Origin of the sequence: Pseudomonas sp. FGI182 (assembly GCF_000511325.1) — a bacterium.
Classification (GTDB): Bacteria; Pseudomonadota; Gammaproteobacteria; order Pseudomonadales; family Pseudomonadaceae; genus Aquipseudomonas; species Aquipseudomonas putida_Z.
The window spans coordinates 4,659,414-4,681,217 of the sequence record NZ_CP007012.1 but is presented as its reverse complement, the minus strand read 5'-3'; the positions used below and the strand labels follow the sequence as shown (position 1 = coordinate 4,681,217).

Sequence of the window (21,804 nt, the reverse complement as noted above, 5' to 3'; positions counted from 1 at the left end):
GTGCCGGCAGGGGCGATGACGGCCAGCCGGGAAACCAAGGTTTGATCCATGAGCATTATCTAGCGCCCATGCCCGGTGCGCAGGTGTTGAGGTGGCCGCCCATTGCCGCTGGAGACACCACATGACATCCGTTGATTTCCCCCCTGACTCGATCGATACGCTGATTGCCCGCCAGTTGCCCGATTGGCTCACCCATGCCCCAGCCGACCGACGGAGCACTTTCCTGAAGGCCTTGCGCCAACAGGAACAGACCACCCGCAACCTGGGCAAGGTGCTACACAAGATTCCATCGCTGGAAGCGTTTGCCCGGCAACTGCTTACCGCTGGCCTGCAGCAAGCCGGGGTCAGCAATGAGCAGGCGTGGCGCTGGCAGGTGTTCCAGCAGGAATCGGAGTTCCAGCCATCCGTGCAACCGGGGATACGCAAGGCATACCCTGTCAGTTGGTCTACACGCAATTTGTTGACCGCCGCGCTGCACAACTATCACGTAAACGAGACAAAGGCTGACTCCCTGCGGAAAGCCTATTTCCTGGACGGGAATGGCAGGAGGCTGCCATTGAAGTTCGAGGTGTTCGCGAAGCTGTGCAGGCAACTGGACGTGGGTGGAAGATACCAGGCCAAGCTCGATACCTGCCTGAAACCGAGTGATCCGCAAGGTGCCGCGCCGGGGCAGGCCGAGCGCGAGGTACACAAACTGTTCGAAGACAATCAGCGCGCGCATTTTCAGGTCGCTGTGTACATGGCTTTGTTCAAGGGCGCGCTGGACGAACGCAGCTATCTGCAACTGTTGCCATTGTTGGCTGAAACCCCGGTGGTGCCGGCATTGCCCCAGGTGACCACGGCGCGGCAGCTCTATCTGCTGGGGAAATGCATCCGCGGTGTAGTGGCCCTTGAGGTGGCACAGGCAGGCGGCGATGGTATCGAGGGGGTCATTGCCTGGATTCCCGGCGATCCGATCACCCCTGTCGCTCGGTTTGCCACCTGGCAAGCACTATACGCTGCACTGGCCGTTCGTTTGCAGAGCCCGGGCTACCGTGCATTCTTCGCTCGGTTTGTCAGTGAGCGGGACCGAGGCCGTTTCTTTACCCTGTTGACCGAGCGCCTGGCGAAGAGGGCGGGTTCGGCTATCGAGCTCGACGGTCGCCACCTGGCTGTCAGTGAACCGCTGTACGTCCACCTGCGACGCTTGCAGATAGGCAAGATCTACGACGATGCCCGCCTGCTCGCCGTGCCCACGGGCGACGAAGACCAGCAGGCGCGCAACGAGCGGTTCAATGCCTATGCATCACTGGGGTTGGACCTGCTCAACCTGGCGGGCCTGTTCGTGCCGGTGCTTGGGGAGGCATTGCTGGCGGTGGCTGCGGTGCAGGTGGCTTCTGAAGTCTATGAGGGCTACCAGGACTGGCGTATCGGGGATCGCGAGGGCGCGCTGGACCACCTTTTTGGTGTGGCGGAAAACGTCGCCACCGGTCTGCTCCTTGCCAAGGGCGGCGCGGCAGTGATCCAAGGCTTGAAGCGAGTCGCCTTCGTCGATGGCCTCGTACCGTTATCTGATGGCTTGGGCAAGGTAAGGCTGTGTTCGCCAAGTCTCGAAGGATATGGCGTGGATGCTGCCGAGGCGAAATTGGCCGACGCTGGGGGCGCTTCCGATTACCGTCTGCTGCGCAGTGAAGAGTCGGCCTTTCAGGTCTGGGACGATCCGCAGGACGGGATACCGCGTATTCGTCACCCGGACCGCGCCGAGGCATTTGCGCCGTGGGTGGAGGACAACGGCGGTGGTTGGCATCATGCGCTCGAGCAGCCTCAGCGTTGGCAGGGCGCTGCTCGCCTGATGCGGCGCCTGGCGGCGAGCCTGGCAGAAGTGCCTGATGAAACGGCGCACCAGCTGTTGCAGATCACCGGCCTGAAGCTGGAGCAGCTTCGCCGGCTGCGTGTGGAGAATGCTCCGGCTCCGAGCCGTTTGCTGGACGCCTTCGAGTTCCATCAATTGCATGAGCAGATGCCATTGTTACGGGGGGCAGCGCTTGATCGCGTCTTCACCGAGCGCCAACCCAAGCCCAGTGCCGAGGCAGCTGCCGTGCTTGTGCGTGACTTCCCCACGTTGTCTGCGCACGCGTTGGACGAGTTGCTTGGCCAGGCTTCTGGTGTGCAACTCGATAACCTGGCCCAAGGTCGGCGAGTACCGCTGGCGCTGGCGGAACGTGCGCGCTGGCTACTGCATGACACTCGTCTCGATCGGGCCTGCGCCGGCGTACGCCTGCTGCGCGCGGCCAATGCAGACAGCGAGGCCTTGGCGTTGGGGCTTGTATCGCAAACTGCCCCGTGGCCGGAATCGGTTCGCGTGGAGCTGCGTGAGGCGCAGCTAAATGGCCGGCTCTTGATGGCTTTCGGTGCCGAGCAAGCTGCTGACGTGCGTTGCATCGTCAGAGGCGAGCAGGGATACCATCTTGCTGACGCTGCCAGCCAGAATCTGGAGCTTTCACAAGTGCTGCTGCGCCTGCTCGAGGACGATCAGAAAGGGTTGCTCGGCGGTATCGAAGGGGAGCAGGGCCTGCGTGATTCCCTGGCTACCCTGGCCGCTGCCGACCGTGAACGGGCCGCGCGGCTGATCGGCTTGGCGCCGGTCGGGCAGGGGCTGCGCCCGGTGCACAGATTTGCCGACGGGCGCATCGGTTACCCTCTCAGTGGCCGTGCCGAAAGCAGCCGGCAGGCAATCAGAAGCGGTATTCACCAGGTTTTCCCGACGTTGACCGATGAGCAGATGGACGCCTACCTGGCGGAGCTCATGCAACACTCGACAGGGCTATGGGAACACTTCAGCCAGCTCCAGCAGCAGCTTTCCCGGTTGCGGGAGGCATTGCATGGTTGGTGCGCCGAGGCTCCAGGGGTACTTGAGTATGCCAGGCGACGCAGGGTGGCCCGGCAGGTACGGCGAAGCTGGCGGCGGAAAATAACCAATCACGCCGGCGAATATGTTCTGACAATCGACGGAGAGCGGCTTGGCTCCCTGCCGGTGCTGCCCGCTGGGCTGGATTTCGGACACGTCAGCAGGCTGGTGCTGCGCAACATGAACCTGAGCGAAGTCGGTGCAGACTTCCTGTCACGTTTCGGCAACCTGATCGAGTTGGACCTCGGTGGCAATCGTCTCGAGCAAGTGCCTGTCGGGCTCGAGCGACTGTCGCGTCTGCTGCGTTTGAACCTTTCCGGCAACCGTATCGTGATGAATGTCGCCAGTGAACGGCGCCTGGCCAGCCTGGGGCGGCTGGCGATGCTGGACCTGAGCCACAACCCGTTGGGGCGCGCGCCTGTGCTGACCGGCTTGCACCAACTTACTGATGTTCGGCTGCGCGACGCAGGCCTGGAGACGACGCCCGCGGACGTGATCCTGCGTGGGCATGTGGACTTGAGGGAAAACCGTATTCGCCAGTTGCGCCAGGAACTGAACGGCTTGGGCGAGCGATTGCAGTCGCTCAGCCTGCACGACAACCCGCTCGATGCCCAGGGCGAGGCCGCGCTTGATCGGGCTGCCGGTGTTGACCGCGCCGGCAGCAGGGGTGGTGGCTCGTTCCGCCATCGTGCTGTTGACCAGGCTGTCCGCGATGCCTGGGTCGGCAAAGACGGTGCATTGAAAGCGCCCAAGGCCGCATTGTGGGAGTCGTTACATCAGGAGCCCGATGCGCAAGGGCTGTTCCAGTTCCTTGCGGACTTCCTCGACAGCGACGATTTTCATGAACATCCCGGTTATTTCCGTAAACGCATCTGGCGCATCCTTCAGGCATGCGAGCAACATGAACAGCTGCGGTTGCGGGTGTTTGCCGAGGCCTCGTCCCCCCGCACCTGCGAAGACCAGATGCTGTTGATTCTGGAGCAACTGGAGTTGAGCTTGCTGGCGGAGCGGGTGAGCAGCCGTGTTCCACCAGCGGAACTGGAAGGAGGGCTGGTTCGTCTGGGGCGGCAACTGGCTCGCCTGGATGCCGTCGACCGGTTCGCCGTCGCGCATATCAGGCAGTTGCGCAGAGGGGATGCGTCGATCGTGGACGATATCGAAACGAGGCTTTTTTTCAGGCTGCGCCTGCGACAGCCGCTTGACCTGCCAATCGTGCCGGACACGATGCACTTCGAAGAATTCGCGAGAGTCACCGAGCAGGACCTGCGCAGCGTTCAGAATAGTGTGCTGGAAATGGAAAACCGAGAGGACCTGATCGTCTCGCTCGCCCAGCGCCCGTTCTGGGAGGTGCATGTGCGCCAGCGTTACCCGGGTCGCTTCGACGAGGTGCGGCAGCGCTTCGACCTGCGCCTGGAACAGATCGAGGCGGACCTGGCAGCGCAGCGCATCGATGAATGGACCCACGTACAACGCGGCAGGACGGTCATGAGTGATTATCAGGTTGCCGAACGTGACTTGATAAGCACGTTGGCCAGGGAAGCTTATGACCGGTTGAACCTGTGACTGCAGCGGTTACGCACCCGGTGCGCACTCACGGACGGCTTGCTCGCCGTTCCGTGGGTGCGGGCAGGCCACGGTCACGCCGCTTGGGTGCGCGCCTGCTGCTCTCGTTGCAGATAGTCTGCTAGCGCCTGTTGCTCGCCGGTGCTGGTGAACAGGCCCAGCTTGGTGCGACGCCAGAGAATGTCTTCAGCGCTGCATGCCCATTCGTTGTGTGCAAGGTAGTCCACCTCCCGGCCGAACAACCCACCGCCAATGGCCTGGCCCAGGTCTTCCGGCCCTTGCACGCCATCCAGCAACTGCCATACGCGGCTGCCATAGGTCAGCACCCAGCGCCTGGCGATATCGACCGGCAACCAGCCACAACGCGCCAGCACCGCATCGACCAGAGCCTGCACCGTGGTCATCTGCTCACCACCTGGTAGCGGCGCGCCAGCGGTCCAGCTGCCGCGCATCTGTGGGAAGTGTGGCTTGAGCTCGGCCATGGCCGACTCGGCCAGTTTGCGGTAGGTGGTCAGCTTGCCACCGAAAACCGAGAGCAACGGCGCTTGCCCTTCACTGGCGGACAGCGCCAGGGTGTAGTCGCGGGTTACCGCGGACGGATTGTCCGATTCGTCGTTGCACAGTGGGCGCACGCCGGAATAGGTGTGCACGATGTCGCTGCGGCTGATCTGGTGGTTGAAATGGGCGTTGACCACCTTGAGCAGATAATCGGTTTCCTGCTCGGTGATCGCGACTTTGGCGGGGTCGCCGCTGTATTCGCGATCGGTGGTGCCGATCAGCGTGAAGCGCTCCAGGTACGGGATGCAGAAGACGATGCGCTGGTCCTCGTTCTGCAGGATGTAGGCATGTTCGCCTTCGTACATGCGCGGCACGATGATATGGCTGCCCTGGATCAGGCGGATGCCGTAGGGGGCATCGAGCTTGAGGTCATCCTTGATGAAGCTGGCCACCCACGGCCCGGCGGCATTGACCAGGGCGCGGGCGCGAATGGTCTGCAGGCGGCCGTCAGCGTGCTGCAACTCCACCTGCCACAGGCCATCCACACGCTCCGCACGCAGGCAGCGGGTACGGGTATGGATATGGGCACCTTTTTCCCGTGCGGCCATCGCATTCAGCACTACCAGGCGGGCGTCGTCCACCGCGCAGTCGGCATATTCGAAGCCACGGCTGATTGCAGGCTTGAGCGGGTAACCAGGGCCGAAGCGCAGGCTGCGCGAAGCACCCAGGCGCTTGCGCTTGCCCAGGTGATCGTAGAGGAACAGGCCGGCGCGAATCATCCAGGCCGGGCGCAAGTGCGGGCGGTGCGGCAGCACGAAGCGCATCGGCTTGACGATGTGCGGGGCTTTGGCCAGCAGCACTTCGCGCTCGGCCAGGGCTTCACGCACAAGGCGGAACTCGTAATGTTCCAGGTAGCGCAGGCCGCCGTGGATCAGTTTGCTGCTGGCCGACGAGGTGTGCTGGGCCAGGTCGTCCTTTTCGCAGAGGAATACCTTGAGGCCACGCCCGGCGGCGTCGGCAGCGATGCCCACGCCATTGATGCCGCCGCCGATCACGGCGAGGTCATAGCAGTCGGCGACTGGGGGCTGGGACGAAACGGGCTGGGACACGGGCAAGGCCTCCTGGGGCTGTTCACATCGAATATGAACATTGATGTTCGTTTTCGAAAATACTAGCGCAACAGAAAGCCGGTCGCCAGTCAGTCTTTATAGAAAAAACTGATCAGATGACAAAGAAATGAACATTTACGAAAATTTTGGATGATCGGTTTGAAAAGTGTGGCGTCTGTGGGATCGAGCGCGGCGCGGGCGACGCTCGATCTCACAGGCGCGACAAACCTCGCGGCATGCGCCTGTCAGCCCTCAAACCACCTCAAGCCGGATCTTGTACTGGTTCAGCAGCTGGGTGAGGGCGGGGGTTGGCGCCTGGTCGGTCACCAGGCAGTCGACCAGGCTGATCGAGCCCATGCGCACCATGGCGTTGCGCCCGAACTTGCTGGAGTCGGCGGCAAGGACCACTTGACGGGCATTGGCAATGATCGCCTGGGACACCCGCACTTCCTGGTAGTCGAAATCGAGCAGGCTGCCATCTTCGTCGATGCCGCTGATGCCCACCAGGGCGAAGTCGACCTTGAACTGGTTGATGAAGTCGACACTGGCCTGGCCGACAACACCGCCATCACGGCGCACCGTGCCACCTGCCACCAGCACTTCGAAATCGTCCTTGGCGGCAAGGATCGCGGCCACGTGCAGGTTGTTGGTGATGACTTTCAGGTGGTTGTGGTTGAGCAGCGCCCGGGCGATGGATTCGGTGGTGGTGCCGATATTGATGAACAGCGAGGCATGGTCGGGAATCTGCCGGGCCACGGCTTCGGCGATGCGTTGCTTTTCGTCACGCATCTGGTCGGCGCGCATGGCGTAGGCGGTGTTCTCGATGCTCGAGTCGTAGGCTGCGCCCCCGTGGTAGCGGCGTAGCAGATTGAGCTCGGCCAGCTGGTTGATATCACGGCGGATGGTTTGTGGTGTGACGACGAACAGCTGCGCCATTTCTTCGATACTGACGTAACCGCGTTCGCGCACCAGTTCGAGGATTTGTTGTTGGCGAGGGGGCAGATTCATGGGCGGTCCTTTGGGGCTGCCGGACAAATGCTGCAATGATGCCGTAGGACGCGGACTACGACCAGTAGACTATCGGGCCGGCCGCGGGGACGAATGCCCTGCATCGATTTTGTGGCCTGCGCTGGCGCTTTTTGTAGGAGCGGCCTTGTGTCGCGAAAGGGCCGCGAAGCGGCCCCAGGATTTTCGCGTCATAGCAAATGTTGCTGGGGCCGCTTCGCGGCCCTTTCGCGACACAAGGCCGCTCCTACACGTGGTGTAGCGCCTGTCAGGCAGGATCAGGCCTCATGATCTTCCCAGTCACGGGTACGGTCGACTGCCTTCTTCCAGCCGGCATACAGCTTCTCTTTCTGCGTTTCATCCAGCTGCGGGCTGAACTCGCGCTCGATGATCGCCTTGTCGCGCAGTTCGTCCAGGCCGCTCCAGAAGCCACAGGCCAGGCCTGCCAGGTAGGCCGCACCCAGCGCCGTGGTTTCGCGCATCTTCGGCCGCTCCACGCAGGTGCCGAGGATGTCGGCCTGGAACTGCATGAGGAAGTTGTTGGCCACCGCACCGCCGTCCACGCGCAACTCGGACAGGCGCTGGCCGCAGTCCTGCTGCATGGCGTCGAGCACATCGCGGGTCTGGTAGGCGATCGATTCTAGAGCAGCGCGGATGATGTGGTCCACCTTCACGCCACGGGTCAGGCCGAACAGTGCGCCACGGGCATACGGGTCCCAGTACGGGGCACCCAGGCCGGTGAAGGCAGGCACCAGGTATACGCCGTTGCTGTCCTTGACCTTGCTGGCAAAGTATTCGGTATCCAGTGCGTCGTTGACGATCTTCAGTTCGTCACGCAGCCACTGCACGGTGGAACCACCATTGAACACCGCGCCCTCCAGCGCGTAGGCCACTTCGCCTCGCGGGCCGCAGGCGATGGTGGTGAGCAGGCCATGGGACGACTTCACCGCCTGGTCGCCGGTGTTCATCAGCAGGAAGCAGCCGGTGCCATAGGTGTTCTTGGCCTGGCCCGGCTCCACGCACATCTGGCCGAACAGTGCCGACTGCTGGTCGCCGGCGATACCGGCAATGGCGATGCCGCTCTTGGTGTGGCCGTAGACCTCGGAGGAAGGGCGTACCTCGGGCAGCATCTGCCGTGGGATGCCGAGGATTTCCAGGAGCTTGTCGTCCCACTGCAGGCTGTGGATGTTGAACATCAGCGTGCGCGAGGCGTTGGTGTAATCGGTGACATGCACCTTACCGCCGGAGAACTTCCAGATCAGCCAGGTATCGATGGTGCCGAACAGCAGTTCGCCGCGCTCGGCGCGTTCACGGGCGCCCTCGACATTGTCGAGGATCCACTTCAGCTTGGTGCCGGAGAAGTACGGGTCGGTGACCAGGCCGGTGGTTTCGCGAATGTAGTCTTCATGGCCGTCGCGCTTGAGCTGGGCGCAGATCTCGGTGCTGCGGCGGCACTGCCAGACGATGGCGTTGTACACCGGGCGGCCGGTTTCCTTGTCCCATACCACGGTGGTTTCACGCTGGTTGGTGATACCCAGTGCGGCGACCTGGGCGTGGCTGATGCCCGCCTGGGCCAGGGCCTCGACCATGGTCGCGCTCTGCGTGGCGAAGATTTCCATCGGGTCGTGCTCGACCCAGCCCGCTTGCGGGTAGTGCTGGGCGAATTCGCGCTGGGAGGTACCCACCACATTGGCGTCGCGGTCGAAAATGATGGCCCGCGAACTGGTGGTGCCCTGGTCCAGGGCGATGATGTAGTTCTTATCCTGGGTGTCTGTCATGGTCGTAGGCCTTGCGAAAATAGGGGTTCAGGGCTGGGCGTGATGCCGGTGTCAGTTGACTTGAGTATCGCCCTGGCGATTGTCATTTGTCTCAGGGTTCACGGCGGCTGCCATTGGCAGGTTGCGGGCGATCAGGCCGCGATAGGTCGCGGCACCCAGGCAGGCGCCAAGGATCGGTGCGAACACCGGAACCAGGAAATAAGGCATGTCCCGACCGCCAGTGAAGGCGATTTCGCCCCAACCGGCCAGGAAGGTCATGAGTTTTGGTCCGAAATCGCGGGCCGGGTTCATGGCAAAGCCGGTCAACGGGCCCATGGCGCTGCCGATCACGGCGATCAACAGGCCGATCAGCAGCGGGGCCATGGCGCCGCGCGGCAGGCCGTTGTTGTCGTCGGTCAGGGCCATGATCACGGCCATCAGGATGGCGGTGATGATCACTTCGACCAGGAACGCCTGGCCGGTGGACAGCGATGGGTGCGGATAGGTAGAGAACACCGAGGCCAGTTCCAGACTGGCTTCGCTACCGCGCAACATGGCGTGGGCCTGTTCGAAATCGAAGAACAGGTTGCTGTACAAGGTGTAGACCAACGCTGCGCCACAGAATGCGCCGCATACCTGGGCCAGCATGTAGAAGGGCAGCTTGCGCTTGTCGAAACCGGCGAACAGGGTGAGGGCGATGCTCACCGCAGGGTTCAGGTGCGCGCCGGAAACACCGGCGGTGAGGTAGATCGCCATGCTGACGCCCACGCCCCAGATGATACTGATTTCCCATAGGCCGAAGCTGGCGCCCGCGACCTTGAGCGCGGCGACGCAGCCGGTACCGAAGAAGATGAGCAGGGCAGTGCCGAGGAACTCGGCCAGGCATTGGCTGGACAGCGCGGGTTGGCGTAGAGCAGTCGTCATGTATGACCTCGTTTTTTTTTGTTGTGAGGCGCGTGGCGCTCGACAGCAAAGCCTGGAGTCTATCCCCGTTGACCCCGGGCAGATGTAGGAAATGCACCTTAAAAGTGCACCATTTATTCAGAAACGAAAAAATATAGACAAGAAACGCTGATGTCAAAGGTCGAAAGTGAACGGTCGGTCACGATCTGGATGCTGATTTCAGGTGCGGATCCGCGTACTAGAGGCGCGCAGTTGCGGTGCGCTGGCTGCGGTGTGGGAATTGTCCTAAAGTAGCCGCCGAGCTGTCCCCGACCGGAGCCCCCGCATGACCCCCGCCCTAGACCTGTTGAAGAAACACCGTGCCGAGCATCGTGTGCACAGTTACGAACATGACCCCAAATCGGCGTCATATGGCCTGGAGGCGGCGGAAAAGCTCGGTCTCGACCCACAGCAGGTGTTCAAGACCTTGCTGGCGAGCAGTGAGAAGGGTGAATTGCTGGTGGCGGTGGTGCCTGTGGTGGGTACGCTCGACCTCAAGGCCCTGGCCCATGCTGCCGGGGTGAAAAAGTGCGAGATGGCCGACCCGGCGGTTGCGCAGCGGGCCACGGGCTACCTGGTGGGCGGGATCAGCCCGCTGGGGCAGAAGAAGCGCCTGCGCACCTTCATCGATGACTCGGCGCAGAACTTTGCAACCATCCATGTCAGCGCCGGGCGGCGTGGGCTGGAGGTGGAGTTGGCGGCCGCGGTGCTGGCGGAACACACCCAGGGCAAGTTTGCCGGGATTGGTCGGGGCTGAGATTTCTGGGGCTGCTTTGCAGCCCATCGCGACACAAGGCCGCTCCTACAGGGGGGAATACGTACCCTTGTAGGAGCGGCCTTGTGTCGCGATGGGCCGCAGAGCGGCCCCAAAATTTCGAATCAGGTCGCCGAACTGTACCGGCGCACCCCGTTCTCCTGCCGCGGCAACTGCGCCGCCACGCTGCCCGGCACCGGGAACAGCACCAGGTGATCGGCCTTGACCGCAATCCCCACATCCTCACCGACCTGATGGTCGTTATGGCTAGGGAAGATCGCTTCCAGCTGGCTGCCGGTCGGCAACTGCAGGCGGTACAGGGTCGATGCCCCAAGGAAGCTCTTGCCGACGATGTTCGCCTGCAGCGCGCTGCCCGGTGCGTGGACGATATCGTCAGGGCGCAGCAGCACATCCACCGAGCTGCCCGGCGCCATGATGTAGGCACGGTTGCCGCGCAGTTCACCCAGCTCGGTATTGACCGCTTCGTGGCTGATCATCTGCCCACGGATGAAATACCCCTGGCCAATGAAGCTGGCCACGAACGGCGTCTGCGGCTCGTGGTAAAGGTTGTAGGGCGTGTCCCACTGCTCCAGGCGGCCTTCCTTGAACACGCCAACCTGGTCGCTGACGGCAAAGGCCTCTTCCTGGTCATGGGTCACCAGGATGGCGCTGGTGCCGCGGCTCTTGAGAATGTCGCGAACCTCATGGCTCAGGCGCCGGCGCAGCTCCACGTCGAGGTTGGAGAATGGCTCGTCGAGCAGCAGCAGTTGCGGCTCCGGTGCCAGCGCACGGGCCAGGGCGACCCGTTGCTGTTGGCCGCCGGACAGTTCATGCGGGTAGCGCCCGCCCAGGCCGCCCAGTTTGACCAGCTCGAGCATCTCTTCGATGACCTCGGCCTGGCGCGGGTGCTTGGCGATGCCGAAGGCAATGTTCTGCGCCACGGTCAGGTGCGGGAACAGCGCGTAATCCTGGAACACCATGCCGATGCGGCGTTTTTCCGGGGCCAGGGTGAAGCCAGCCCGGGAAATGACCTCGCCAGCCAGCTGGATCTCGCCGTCGTGCACGGGTTCGAAACCGGCGATGGCGCGCAGGGTGGTGGTCTTGCCGCAACCGGATGAACCCAGCAGGCAACCGATGTCGCCTGCGTTCAGGTGCAGATTGAGGTTCTGGACGATGCGCTGGTCGCCATAGCCGCAGGCCAGGTTGCGCAGGTTGAGCAGTAGGGGTTGACTCATGCGTGGTGGTAAGCCGGTTCTACAAGGAATTCGAGAAGGGCCTTCTGTGCATGCAGGCGGTTTTCAGCCTGGTCCCAGGCGACCGAACGTGGGTCGTCGAGCAGGTCATGGCTGATTTCCTCACCACGGTGGGCTGGCAGGCAGTGCATGAACAGGGCGTCGGGTGCCGCCAGGTCGAGCAGTTCGCGGGTGACCTGGTAAGGCGCGAAATGCGCCAGGCGCCGTGCAGTTTCCTCCTCCTGGCCCATGGAAGTCCAGACATCCGTGGTCACCAGATGGGCGCCGCGCACGGCTTCCTTCGGGTCACGCACGATCTGCACGTGGTCACCACCAATGGCCATGAAGCGTGGGTCCGGCTCGTAGCCTTCCGGGCAGGCGATGCGCAGCTGGAAGTCGAACTGCCTGGCTGCCTCGATGTACGAGTTGCACATGTTGAAGCCATCGCCGATCCAGGCCACGGTCTTGCCCTGGATCGAGCCGCGATGTTCGAGGAAGGTCTGCATGTCGGCCAGCAGCTGGCACGGGTGCGACTCGTCGGACAGCGCGTTGATCACCGGCACACGCGAGTTGGCGGCGAATTCGGTCAGGGTGCTGTGGGCGTGGGTACGGATCATCACCACATCGAGCATGCTCGACAGCACGATGGCACTGTCGCCGATCGGCTCGCCACGGCCCAGCTGGGTGTCGCGCGGGGACAGGAAGATGGCCTGGCCGCCGAGCTGGATCATGCCGGCCTCGAACGACACGCGGGTACGGGTCGAGGACTTCTCGAAGATCATGCCCAGCACGCGGTTCTTCAACGGCTCGAACAGCACGCCTCGCTTGCGCAGGTCCTTCAGCTCGATGCCGCGGCGGATCACCCCGAGCAATTCGTCGGTGGTGAAGTCCAGCAGGGAGAGAAAGTGCCTAGCGCTCATGATTGACTACCTTATCTGCAACGGTATGCAGGTCGACCGTATGGTTTTTTTTGACAACGGGAGTGACCTGCGGCGTAAGCCGCACGGGGGCGGACGAAATAGGGAAAGGCGCAATACTATAAGTAAATGTCGCCTGAAGCCAAGAGGGGAAACAGCTGCCCAGTACCAAAGGGTGTTGCAAAGGGTGTCTTTACCCGACGGGCAGTGCTGTTTTTTATTTGCTACAGAAGGTTGTACACGGCTTGCCGGCAATTTGGCAAATGGCTGTCGCAAATCGTGTGCCTGATGTCGGTGGATTCACGCCGCGAAGCGCGCTGGCCGGCGGCGGGGGCCGGGAGCATAGTCGATGTTCGACAACCCTCTACACATCCTCCACGACAACAAGGCAGAGGCGGCCATGACCAAGACCCTGCATCACCGTGCCTGTCACCTGTGCGAAGCGATCTGTGGGCTGAACATCGAAGTCAGCCATGACGACGACGGGCGGGCGCTGATCAGTTCGATCAAGGGCGATCCCCAGGACCCGTTCAGCCGCGGCCATGTCTGCCCAAAGGCCGTGGCCCTGCAGGACATCCAGAACGACCCCGACCGCCTGCGCCAACCGCACAAGCGGGTGGGCGAGCACTGGCAGGCCATCGGCTGGGACGAGGCCTTTGCCCTGGCCGCCGACAGGCTGTGGGCGATCCAGCAGGCCCATGGGCGCAATGCCGTGGCGGTGTACCAAGGCAACCCGAGCGTGCACAACTTCGGCCTGATGACCCACAGCAACTACTTCCTGGGCCTGCTGAAAACCCGCAACCGCTTCTCTGCCACCTCGGTGGACCAGTTGCCGCAGCACCTGGTCAGCCACCTGATGTACGGCCATGGCCTGCTGCTGCCGATCCCGGACATCGACCAGACCGGTTTCATGCTGATCCTCGGCGGCAACCCGCTGGCCTCCAACGGCAGCATCATGACCGTGCCGGACGTGGAAAAGCGCCTGAAAGCGCTGCAGGCCCGGGGTGGGCGCCTGGTGGTGGTGGACCCGCGGCGCAGCGAAACGGCGGCGATGGCCGACAGTCACCTGTTCATTCGCCCTGGAGGGGATGCGGCCTTGTTGTGCGGCTTGCTCAACACCCTGTTCGCTGAAGGCCTGGCGCGCGGCTCGCACTTGCCGGTCGCGGGTCTGCAGCAGGTGCGCGAAGCGATCGCGCCGTTCAGCGCGGAGGCCATGAGCGCGCACTGTGGCATTGCCGCGACAGACATTCGCCAGCTGGCACGGGACTTCGCTGCGGCCGACAAGGCGGTGTGCTACGGCCGCATGGGGGTTTCGACCCAAGCCTACGGCACCCTTTGCCACTGGCTGGTGCAACTGATCAACCTGGTGACCGGCAACCTTGACCGTGAAGGCGGCGCGTTGTGCACCGAGCCTGCCGTCGACCTGGTGGCGACCACCTCGGGTGGCCATTTCAACGCCTGGCAGAGCCGGGTGTCGGGCTTGCCCGAGTACGGCGGCGAATTGCCCGTGGCGGCCTTGGCCGAGGAAATGCTGACACCCGGCGAAGGGCAGGTGCGCGCGCTGGTGACGGTGGCTGGCAACCCCGTACTGTCCACGCCCAACGGCCGCCAGCTGGACGTGGCGCTGGAGGGGCTGGAGTTCATGCTCAGCATCGACCTGTACATCAACGAAACCACCCGCCATGCCGACCTGATCCTGCCCTCCACCTCGGCGCTGGAAAACGACCATTACGACTCCACGTTCAACTTGCTGGCCGTGCGCAACGTGACCCGCTTCAACCGGGCGATCCTGGCCAAGCCCGAAGGGGCATTGCATGACTGGGAGATTTTCGTCGGGCTGGCACAAGCGTTCGCCAAGCGCGCCGAGCTGGAATTGAAGCCGACCTGGGCGCCAGCGCAGATGATCGACCTAGCCCTGCGCAAGGGGCGCTATGGTGAAGCGACACCCTGGCAGTTGTCGCTGGCAGCGCTGGACGAGCACCCGCATGGCCTCGACCTGGGGTCATTGCGCGCCAACCTCGCAGCGCGCCTGACGACTGCCAGCAAGGCTGTCGAAGCGGCGCCCCAGGTGCTGCTGGACGACCTGGGTCGGCTGGCGCAACAAGCCCCTCCGGCGCCGGGCGAACTGCTGCTGATCGGCCGTCGCCATGTACGCAGCAACAATTCGTGGATGCACAATTTTCATCGGCTGGTGAAAGGCAAACCGCGACATCAGTTGTTGATGCACCCGCAGGACCTGCAGCAGCGGCAGCTGCAGGACGGCCAGCGGGTTCGTATCCGCTCGCGTACCGGGGAGCTTGAAGTCGAGGTGCAGGCCTGCGAGGACATGATGCCGGGCGTGGTGAGCCTGCCCCATGGCTTCGGTCACTCTCGTCGGGGCGTGCACATGCAGACCGCCCAGGCGCAACCTGGCGTGAGCGCCAACGACCTCACCGATGAGCGCCTGCGTGATCAGGTTTCCGGCAATGCCGTCCTCAATGGCGTACCCGTGCAGGTAGAAGCCGCGTAAGGAACGGTAAGGCCGAGCATGCTGCTCGGCTTTCCGTTACAATGCGTCACCGTGCCGACGACCGCGTCGGAAAGTTCAGCCGAGGTGCTACATGGATATCATCGAAACGATCAAAGAGCAGATTGCCAACAACACCATTCTGCTTTACATGAAAGGCTCGCCGAATGCCCCGCAGTGTGGCTTCTCTGCGCGTGCATCGCAGGCCGTGATGGGTTGTGGCGAGAAGTTCGCCTACGTCGACATCCTGCAGAACCCGGAAATCCGTGCGAACCTGCCAAAGTACGCCAACTGGCCGACCTTCCCGCAACTGTGGGTAGCCGGTGAGCTGGTCGGCGGCAGCGACATCATGCTGGAAATGTTCGAGAAGGGTGAGCTGCAGACCCTGATCAAGGAAGCGGCTGCGAAGGCCAAGGCTTCCGAGGCCTGAATTTCCGGCAAGCATGAAAAAACCCGCTGATCGCGGGTTTTTTCATGGGGCGAATATTTATTCTTCGCCCATCTGCGACTGCAGGTAGTTCTCGATACCAATCTTGTCGATCAGCCCCAGTTGGGTTTCCAGCCAGTCGATGTGTTCTTCCTCGGACTCGAGGATGTCTTCGAGCATGTCACGCGAGCCGAAGTCGCCAGCGGTTTCGCAATGGGCGATGGCTGCTTTCAGGTCGACCAGGCCTTTCTGTTCGATCTTCAGGTCGCACTCGAGCATTTCCTTGGTGTGCTCGCCAATCAGCAGCTTGCCCAGGTCCTGGACGTTGGGGATACCTTCGAGGAAGAGAATACGCTTGATCAGTTTGTCAGCGTGCTTCATCTCGTCGATGGATTCCTTGTACTCGTGCTTGCCGAGTTTGTTCAGGCCCCAATCTTCGTACATGCGTGCGTGCAGGAAGTACTGGTTGATCGCGACCAGCTCGTTTCCGAGGATCTTGTTGAGATGCTGGATGACGCTTACGTCGCCTTTCATGTCGGGTTCCTGCCCTGTAGAAGTGTGCCAATACAGTGAAGTTTGAGCCCGATACTTAGGTGTGTCAAACCTAAGTTCTTGAATAATAAGTGAAAATTAATGGAAATAAGAATGTTTGTGAACCGCGTTGGAGCGCTAACTTATTGAATTGCGGGCATAAAAAAACCGGACGCAAGGTCCGGTTCTTGGAATTCTGGGTTTTCAGGCTGCGGTAAATTCCACGGGGTAGGGCAGGGCTGCCTGGCTGACCTGGAGTTCGGTCAGGGTCTCGCGGACCACCTGCTTGGCCACGCAGGCACATTTGCCACACTGGCTGGCGACATTGGTCGCGGCTCGCACTTCCTTGTAGCTGCAGCATCCTTCATAGATCGCATCGCGGATCTGTCCGTCGGTAACGCCGACACAAAGACACACATACATAAAGGCTGACCATCGTTGGTGGGCTCGATGGGGTGGAGCTTAATGTTAATGAGAATGCTTGTCAAAGGAGTTTCTGAAAGGGGCGTGCTTGAGCGACCGGCGGTTGCTTCGTCGTTGGAGTCGGCCTGTCACCAGAAGCCGTGTATGATGGTCGGCCTTTGTTGGATGTCGGGCAAGCCCGTCTGGCCCGGCAAACGGTTTTTCACCCTCATCAGGAGATTACAATGAGCGTACTCGTTGGTAAGAAAGCCCCCGATTTCACCGTTCCGGCCGTGCTGGGCAATGGCGAGATCGTCGACAGCTTCAACCTGGCTTCGGCCATCAAGGGCAAGTACGGCCTGGTGTTCTTCTACCCGCTGGACTTCACCTTCGTCTGCCCGTCCGAGCTGATCGCCCTGGACAATCGCATCCCTGACTTCCAGGCGCGCAACGTGGAAGTGATCGGCGTGTCGATCGACTCGCACTTCACCCACAACGCCTGGCGTAACACCCCGGTCAACAACGGCGGTATCGGCCAGGTCAAATACACCCTGGCTGCCGACATGACCCACGAAATCTGCAAGGCCTACGACGTCGAGTCCGAAGGCGGCGTGGCCTTCCGTGGTGCCTTCCTGATCGACACCAACGGTGTTGTCCGTTCGCAGATCGTCAACGACCTGCCACTGGGCCGCAACATGGACGAGCTGCTGCGCCTGGTCGACGCCCTGCAATTCCACGAAGAGCACGGCGAAGTCTGCCCTGCCAACTGGAAAAAAGGCGACAAAGGCATGAACGCTTCGCCGGAAGGCGTTGCTGCCTACCTGAGCGAGAACGCTGGCAAGCTGTAATTGCCGCGTGCATGAAAAAACCGGCCCTTGTGGCCGGTTTTTTTGTGCCGTCCTATGCCGGCCTCTTCGCGGGTAAACCCGCTCCCACAGGTACCCCACGGGCCTCAGCCATTGTGCGATCCCTGTGGGAGTGGGCAAGCCCGCGAATGCTTTTTCAACTCAATCGTTGAAATCGCGCCAGCCGCCCATCTCTTTCCAGCGGTTGACGATGCCGCAGAACAGCTCGGCCGTCTTCTCGGTGTCATAACGCGCCGAGTGCGCCTCACGCCCGTCGAAGTCGATGTCGGCGCTCTGGCAGGCCCGCGCCAGTACGGTCTGGCCGTAAGCCAGGCCCGCCAGGGTAGCGGTGTCGAAGCTGGAGAACGGGTGGAACGGGTTGCGCTTCAGGTCATTGCGCGTTACCGCTGCATTGAGGAAGCCCAGGTCGAAGCTGCTGTTGTGGCCGACCAGGATCGCCCGCTTGCAGCCATTGGCCTTGAGCGCCTTGCGTACGCCGCGGAAGATGTCGGTCAGCGCACTTTCCTCGCTGACCGCCATGCGCAGCGGGTGGTCCAGCTTGATCCCGGTGAACTCCAGCGCGGCCGCCTCGATGTTGGCGCCCTCGAATGGCTCCACCCGGTGGAAGTAGGTGTGCTCGGGGAACAGAAAGCCCTTTTCGTCCATGCCGATGGTGACAGCGGCAATTTCCAGCAGGGCATCGGTAGCGCTGTTGAAGCCGCCGGTTTCAACATCCACTACTACCGGCAGATAGCCGCGGAAGCGCTCGGCCATCGGGTGGCGCGAGCCGCTGCTGCCTTGGGTGTCCAGGTCGTCTTCGTAGAGGTCTTCGCTCACGCGTTTTCCTCCAGCAGGCGCCAGCGCAGTTTTTCGCCGGCGCGCAGCGGGACCACGGTCTGCTCGCCAAACGGCAGGCTGTCCGGGGCGGTCCATTCTTCGCGGACCAGGGTAATGGTGTCGGTGTTCGCCGGCAGGCCGTAGAACGCCGGGCCGTGCAGGCTGGCGAAGCCTTCCAGCTTGTCCAGCGCGTTACGCTGCTCGAATGCTTCGGCGTACATCTCGATGGCCGCGTAGGCGGTGTAGCAACCGGCACAACCGCAGGCGGCTTCCTTGGCGTGGCGGGCGTGCGGGGCCGAGTCGGTACCCAGGAAGAACTTCGGGTTGCCGCTGGTGGCCGCGTCCAGCAGCGCCACCTGGTGGGTGTTGCGCTTGAGGATCGGCAGGCAGTAGAAGTGCGGGCGAATGCCGCCAACCAGCATGTGGTTGCGGTTGTACAGCAGGTGCTGCGCGGTGATGGTCGCGCCGACGTTGGCCGGGGCCTCGGTGACGAACTGCGCGGCATCGCTGGTGGTGATGTGCTCGAATACCACCTTCAGCGTCGGGAAGCGCTCGACCACACGGCGCATGTGCTCGTCGATGAAGCGCTTCTCGCGGTCGAACACGTCGATCTCGCTGCGGGTCACTTCGCCATGCACCAGTAGCGGCATGCCAACTTCCGCCAGCGCCTCGATGGCCGGGAAGATGTTGTCGATGCTGGTCACGCCCGAGTCGGAGTTGGTGGTGGCGCCGGCAGGGTACAGCTTGGCGGCGTACACGAAACCGCTGGCCTTGGCCGCGCGGATGTCCTCGGGGCTGGTGCGGTCGGTGAGGTACAGCACCATCAGCGGCTCGAAGCGGCTGCCAGCCGGGCGGGCGGCCAGGATGCGCTCACGGTAGGCGCCGGCCTCGACGGCATTGCGTACCGGCGGAACCAGGTTGGGCATGATGATGGCACGGGCGAAAGTACGCGCCACGTCGCCAACGGTGTGGGGCAGGACGGCACCATCGCGCAGATGGATGTGCCAGTCGTCGGGACGCAGGAGGGTCAGGCGATCGGACATTGGGGATTCCAGGCGGGTCGAACTCAAGCCTCAATGCTACCGGAAAACCCTGGGTGGAGCACGGCTATCAAGTTTTCCGGCAGGCGTCCGATAGCCTGCAGGTAAGCCGTCAGAATTTGTGGAGCCGCCCGTGCGCCAGCGTTACCTAGCCCTGTTGACCCTGTTCGCCAGCCTGCCGGCCGGCGCGCTGACCTTCCAGACGCGCATGGAGAACATCGCCTGGAAGGTCGAGGGTGACCAGTTCGAGTGCCGGCTGATCCAGCCGATCGACGGCTTCGGCAGTGGCGAGTTCGTGCGCCGCGCGGGCGAGCAGCCGGTGTTCCAGCTGCGTTCGGACAGCAACGTTCTGGGGGCGGGCACAGCCACCTTGCTGGCAGCCGCTGCGCCGTGGCAACCCGGGCGCAGTGATATCAACCTGGGCAGCGTGCGCATGGCTCGCACCGGGGTGCTGTTCAGTTCGTCCCAGGGCCAGGCCAGCCGCCTGATCAACGGCCTGCTCGATGGCCGCAGCACGGTGGTACGCAATTACGCCGGCGAGGCGGGCAGGCCGATGGAAGTGCGTGTGCTACCGGTCAGCTTCGCCAAGGCCTACAGCGACTATCAGGCCTGTGCCGGCAAGCTGCTGCCGATGAATTACGACCAGGTGCGCCAGACCCAGGTGGGCTTCCCCGGGGGCGGCTTCGAGCTGGATGGTGCGGCCAAGGCGCGGCTGGACGTGATCCTCGACTACATGAAGGCCGACCCGACGGTGAACCATGTCGAGCTCAACGGCCACTCCGACAACAGTGGCAACCGCCTGACCAATCGCGACATGTCGCGCCGCCGGGCACTGGCGGTGGCCGACTACCTCAAGGCCCATGGCGTTCCGGAAGAGCAGATTACCGTGCGTTTCCATGGCGAGCGTTACCCATTGGCGAAGAACACCAATGCTGCCAACCGGGCGCGTAATCGTCGGGTGAATATTGAACTGGATCGGGTGACGGTGATCGAGAAGCCGGTGGAGAAGCCTGTCGAAAAGGCCCCTGAGCCAACACCTGCCAAGTCCTGAAGGTTGCGGAGCTTTCTGTAGGAGCGGCCTTGTGTCGCGATGGGCTGCGCAGCAGCCCCTGGATCTCAGCTATGCAGCGAAAACTGCCGGGGCTGCTGCGCAGCCCATCGCGACACAAGGCCGCTCCTACACGGCATTTCATACTTTCCGACGGTAAGTCGCCCTTCCGAAACTTCCTGTCGCTTTGTCGTCAGAAGCTGTCGCCCCACTGTAAATTTATCCGTAACGTCGTTAGAATCGATCCCTTTCCGTACAACCCCGTGGAGTGATGGCATGGCGGACGTAAAAAAGGTCGTACTGGCGTATTCCGGCGGCCTTGATACTTCGGTGATTCTCAAGTGGCTGCAGGATACCTACAACTGCGAAGTGGTGACCTTCACCGCTGACCTGGGTCAGGGCGAAGAGGTCGAGCCGGCTCGTGCCAAGGCCCAGGCAATGGGCGTTAAAGAGATCTACATCGACGACCTGCGCGAAGAGTTCGTGCGTGATTTCGTGTTCCCGATGTTCCGCGCCAACACCGTCTACGAGGGCGAGTACCTGCTGGGTACTTCGATCGCCCGTCCGCTGATCGCCAAGCGCCTGATCGAAATCGCCAACGAAACCGGCGCCGACGCCATTTCCCACGGCGCCACCGGCAAAGGCAACGACCAGGTGCGTTTCGAACTGGGTGCCTACGCCCTGAAGCCAGGCGTCAAGGTAATCGCCCCATGGCGTGAGTGGGACCTGCTGTCCCGCGAGAAGCTGATGGACTACGCCGAGAAGCACGGCATCCCGATCGAGCGCCACGGCAAGAAGAAGTCGCCGTACTCGATGGACGCCAACCTGCTGCACATCTCCTACGAAGGCGGTGTCCTGGAAGATACCTGGACCGAGCACGAAGAAGACATGTGGCGCTGGAGCGTCTCGCCCGAGAACGCCCCGGACCAGGCTACCTACATCGAGCTGACCTACCGCAACGGTGACATCGTTGCCATCGACGGTGTCGAGAAGACCCCGGCCACTGTCCTGGCCGACCTGAACCGTATCGGTGGTGCCAATGGCATCGGCCGTCTGGACATCGTCGAGAACCGTTACGTCGGCATGAAGTCGCGTGGCTGCTACGAGACCCCAGGCGGCACCATCATGCTCAAAGCCCACCGTGCCATCGAGTCGATCACCCTGGACCGCGAAGTCGCTCACCTGAAGGATGAGCTGATGCCGAAGTACGCCAGCCTGATCTACACCGGCTACTGGTGGAGCCCGGAGCGTCTGATGCTGCAGCAGATGATCGACGCTTCGCAGGTCAACGTGAACGGCGTGGTACGCCTGAAGCTGTACAAGGGCAACGTAACCGTTGTCGGCCGCAAGTCGGACGACTCGCTGTTCGATGCCAACATCGCTACCTTCGAGGAAGATGGCGGCGCCTACAACCAGGCGGACGCAGCGGGCTTCATCAAGCTCAACGCCCTGCGTATGCGCATTGCTGCCAACAAGGGCCGCTCGCTGCTCTGATCGCTGGCAT

Annotated in this window: 17 protein-coding genes; 7 read left to right on the top strand and 10 right to left on the bottom strand. The window is 62.5% G+C overall.

Going from position 1 to position 21,804, the window contains the following annotated elements:
• Positions 1–121 precede the first annotated feature (121 nt).
• Positions 122–4,450, top strand: a complete 4,329-nt coding sequence (locus C163_RS20565; RefSeq protein WP_025340396.1) for an NEL-type E3 ubiquitin ligase domain-containing protein — start codon at positions 122–124, stop codon at positions 4,448–4,450.
• Positions 4,451–4,524: 74 nt separating this feature from the next.
• On the opposite strand, the gene glpD is transcribed toward C163_RS20565, so the two are convergent.
• The 4 genes from glpD to C163_RS20545 form a co-directional block, all read right to left on the bottom strand.
• Positions 4,525–6,057 (bottom strand): glycerol-3-phosphate dehydrogenase, encoded by a 1,533-nt coding sequence (glpD, locus tag C163_RS20560; RefSeq protein WP_025340395.1) that lies wholly within the window; start codon positions 6,055–6,057, stop codon positions 4,525–4,527.
• A 252-nt stretch (positions 6,058–6,309) separates the two neighbouring features.
• On the bottom strand, positions 6,310–7,065 hold the full coding sequence (gene glpR, locus C163_RS20555) for a DNA-binding transcriptional repressor GlpR (RefSeq protein WP_025340394.1): 756 nt from the start codon (positions 7,063–7,065) through the stop codon (positions 6,310–6,312).
• A gap of 275 nt (positions 7,066–7,340) precedes the next feature.
• A complete protein-coding gene (gene glpK, locus C163_RS20550; protein WP_015271569.1) occupies positions 7,341–8,840 on the bottom strand; it encodes a glycerol kinase GlpK in 1,500 nt (499 codons plus the stop codon).
• Positions 8,841–8,891: 51 nt separating this feature from the next.
• Positions 8,892–9,743 (bottom strand): MIP/aquaporin family protein, encoded by an 852-nt coding sequence (locus tag C163_RS20545; RefSeq protein ID WP_025340393.1) that lies wholly within the window; start codon positions 9,741–9,743, stop codon positions 8,892–8,894.
• Between the two features lie 304 nt (positions 9,744–10,047).
• Between C163_RS20545 and ybaK the strand changes: the two genes are divergently transcribed.
• A complete protein-coding gene (ybaK, locus tag C163_RS20540; RefSeq protein WP_016713736.1) occupies positions 10,048–10,518 on the top strand; it encodes a Cys-tRNA(Pro) deacylase in 471 nt (156 codons plus the stop codon).
• A gap of 122 nt (positions 10,519–10,640) precedes the next feature.
• Here ybaK and C163_RS20535 read toward each other — a convergent pair whose 3' ends face one another.
• Together C163_RS20535 and argF are read right to left on the bottom strand one after the other, a co-directional pair.
• The gene (locus C163_RS20535; RefSeq protein WP_025340392.1) at positions 10,641–11,750 is read right to left on the bottom strand and encodes an ABC transporter ATP-binding protein; all 1,110 of its coding nucleotides are present in this window, start codon (positions 11,748–11,750) and stop codon (positions 10,641–10,643) included.
• Positions 11,747–12,667, bottom strand: coding sequence for an ornithine carbamoyltransferase (gene argF, locus C163_RS20530; RefSeq protein WP_013973960.1), 921 nt, complete (start codon positions 12,665–12,667; stop codon positions 11,747–11,749). Before argF ends, C163_RS20535 begins: the two co-directional genes overlap by 4 nt.
• 397 nt (positions 12,668–13,064) lie before the next feature.
• Here argF and C163_RS20525 point away from each other — a divergent pair, with 397 nt between their 5' ends.
• Both C163_RS20525 and grxD read left to right on the top strand, forming a co-directional pair.
• Positions 13,065–15,173: a molybdopterin-dependent oxidoreductase gene (locus C163_RS20525; RefSeq protein ID WP_025340391.1), complete on the top strand. Its 2,109-nt coding sequence runs from the start codon at positions 13,065–13,067 to the stop codon at positions 15,171–15,173.
• Between the two features lie 91 nt (positions 15,174–15,264).
• A complete protein-coding gene (gene grxD / locus C163_RS20520; protein WP_003254949.1) occupies positions 15,265–15,600 on the top strand; it encodes a Grx4 family monothiol glutaredoxin in 336 nt (111 codons plus the stop codon).
• Between the two features lie 57 nt (positions 15,601–15,657).
• Here grxD and bfr read toward each other — a convergent pair whose 3' ends face one another.
• Entirely contained in the window at positions 15,658–16,131 is a 474-nt protein-coding gene (bfr, locus tag C163_RS20515) for a bacterioferritin (protein ID WP_003258014.1), read from the bottom strand.
• Between the two features lie 201 nt (positions 16,132–16,332).
• Complete coding sequence (locus tag C163_RS20510; RefSeq protein WP_003254947.1) at positions 16,333–16,551, bottom strand: bacterioferritin-associated ferredoxin; 219 nt, start codon at positions 16,549–16,551, stop codon at positions 16,333–16,335.
• Between the two features lie 224 nt (positions 16,552–16,775).
• Here C163_RS20510 and C163_RS20505 point away from each other — a divergent pair, with 224 nt between their 5' ends.
• The gene (locus C163_RS20505; protein WP_003254945.1) at positions 16,776–17,378 is read left to right on the top strand and encodes a peroxiredoxin; all 603 of its coding nucleotides are present in this window, start codon (positions 16,776–16,778) and stop codon (positions 17,376–17,378) included.
• A 159-nt stretch (positions 17,379–17,537) separates the two neighbouring features.
• Here the strand turns inward: C163_RS20505 and rnt are convergent, their stop codons facing one another.
• Positions 17,538–18,149 (bottom strand): ribonuclease T, encoded by a 612-nt coding sequence (rnt, locus tag C163_RS20500; RefSeq protein ID WP_230388460.1) that lies wholly within the window; start codon positions 18,147–18,149, stop codon positions 17,538–17,540.
• Between the two features lie 59 nt (positions 18,150–18,208).
• Positions 18,209–19,255: a dihydroorotase gene (gene pyrC / locus C163_RS20495; RefSeq protein WP_015271562.1), complete on the bottom strand. Its 1,047-nt coding sequence runs from the start codon at positions 19,253–19,255 to the stop codon at positions 18,209–18,211.
• A 130-nt stretch (positions 19,256–19,385) separates the two neighbouring features.
• On the opposite strand from pyrC, the gene C163_RS20490 reads away from it, so the two are divergent.
• Positions 19,386–20,303 (top strand): OmpA family protein, encoded by a 918-nt coding sequence (locus C163_RS20490; RefSeq protein ID WP_025340390.1) that lies wholly within the window; start codon positions 19,386–19,388, stop codon positions 20,301–20,303.
• A gap of 273 nt (positions 20,304–20,576) precedes the next feature.
• Positions 20,577–21,794 carry an argininosuccinate synthase gene (locus tag C163_RS20485; protein WP_013973956.1) on the top strand — a complete coding sequence of 406 codons (1,218 nt, stop codon included), beginning with the start codon at positions 20,577–20,579 and terminating at the stop codon, positions 21,792–21,794.
• Positions 21,795–21,804: the final 10 nt, after the last annotated feature.

Excerpts from the sequence above, each read along its gene's own strand:
- C163_RS20565 (WP_025340396.1), top strand. The coding sequence starts at position 122 with ATGACATCCGTTGATTTCCCCCCTGACTCGATCGATACGCTGATTGCC.
- glpR (WP_025340394.1), bottom strand. The coding sequence starts at position 7,065 with ATGAATCTGCCCCCTCGCCAACAACAAATCCTCGAACTGGTGCGCGAA.
- glpK (WP_015271569.1), bottom strand. The coding sequence starts at position 8,840 with ATGACAGACACCCAGGATAAGAACTACATCATCGCCCTGGACCAGGGC.
- C163_RS20545 (WP_025340393.1), bottom strand. The coding sequence starts at position 9,743 with ATGACGACTGCTCTACGCCAACCCGCGCTGTCCAGCCAATGCCTGGCC.
- ybaK (WP_016713736.1), top strand. The coding sequence starts at position 10,048 with ATGACCCCCGCCCTAGACCTGTTGAAGAAACACCGTGCCGAGCATCGT.
- C163_RS20535 (WP_025340392.1), bottom strand. The coding sequence starts at position 11,750 with ATGAGTCAACCCCTACTGCTCAACCTGCGCAACCTGGCCTGCGGCTAT.
- argF (WP_013973960.1), bottom strand. The coding sequence starts at position 12,667 with ATGAGCGCTAGGCACTTTCTCTCCCTGCTGGACTTCACCACCGACGAA.
- C163_RS20525 (WP_025340391.1), top strand. The coding sequence starts at position 13,065 with ATGACCAAGACCCTGCATCACCGTGCCTGTCACCTGTGCGAAGCGATC.
- grxD (WP_003254949.1), top strand. The coding sequence starts at position 15,265 with ATGGATATCATCGAAACGATCAAAGAGCAGATTGCCAACAACACCATT.
- bfr (WP_003258014.1), bottom strand. The coding sequence starts at position 16,131 with ATGAAAGGCGACGTAAGCGTCATCCAGCATCTCAACAAGATCCTCGGA.
- C163_RS20510 (WP_003254947.1), bottom strand. The coding sequence starts at position 16,551 with ATGTATGTGTGTCTTTGTGTCGGCGTTACCGACGGACAGATCCGCGAT.
- C163_RS20505 (WP_003254945.1), top strand. The coding sequence starts at position 16,776 with ATGAGCGTACTCGTTGGTAAGAAAGCCCCCGATTTCACCGTTCCGGCC.
- rnt (WP_230388460.1), bottom strand. The coding sequence starts at position 18,149 with ATGGCCGAGCGCTTCCGCGGCTATCTGCCGGTAGTAGTGGATGTTGAA.
- pyrC (WP_015271562.1), bottom strand. The coding sequence starts at position 19,255 with ATGTCCGATCGCCTGACCCTCCTGCGTCCCGACGACTGGCACATCCAT.
- C163_RS20485 (WP_013973956.1), top strand. The coding sequence starts at position 20,577 with ATGGCGGACGTAAAAAAGGTCGTACTGGCGTATTCCGGCGGCCTTGAT.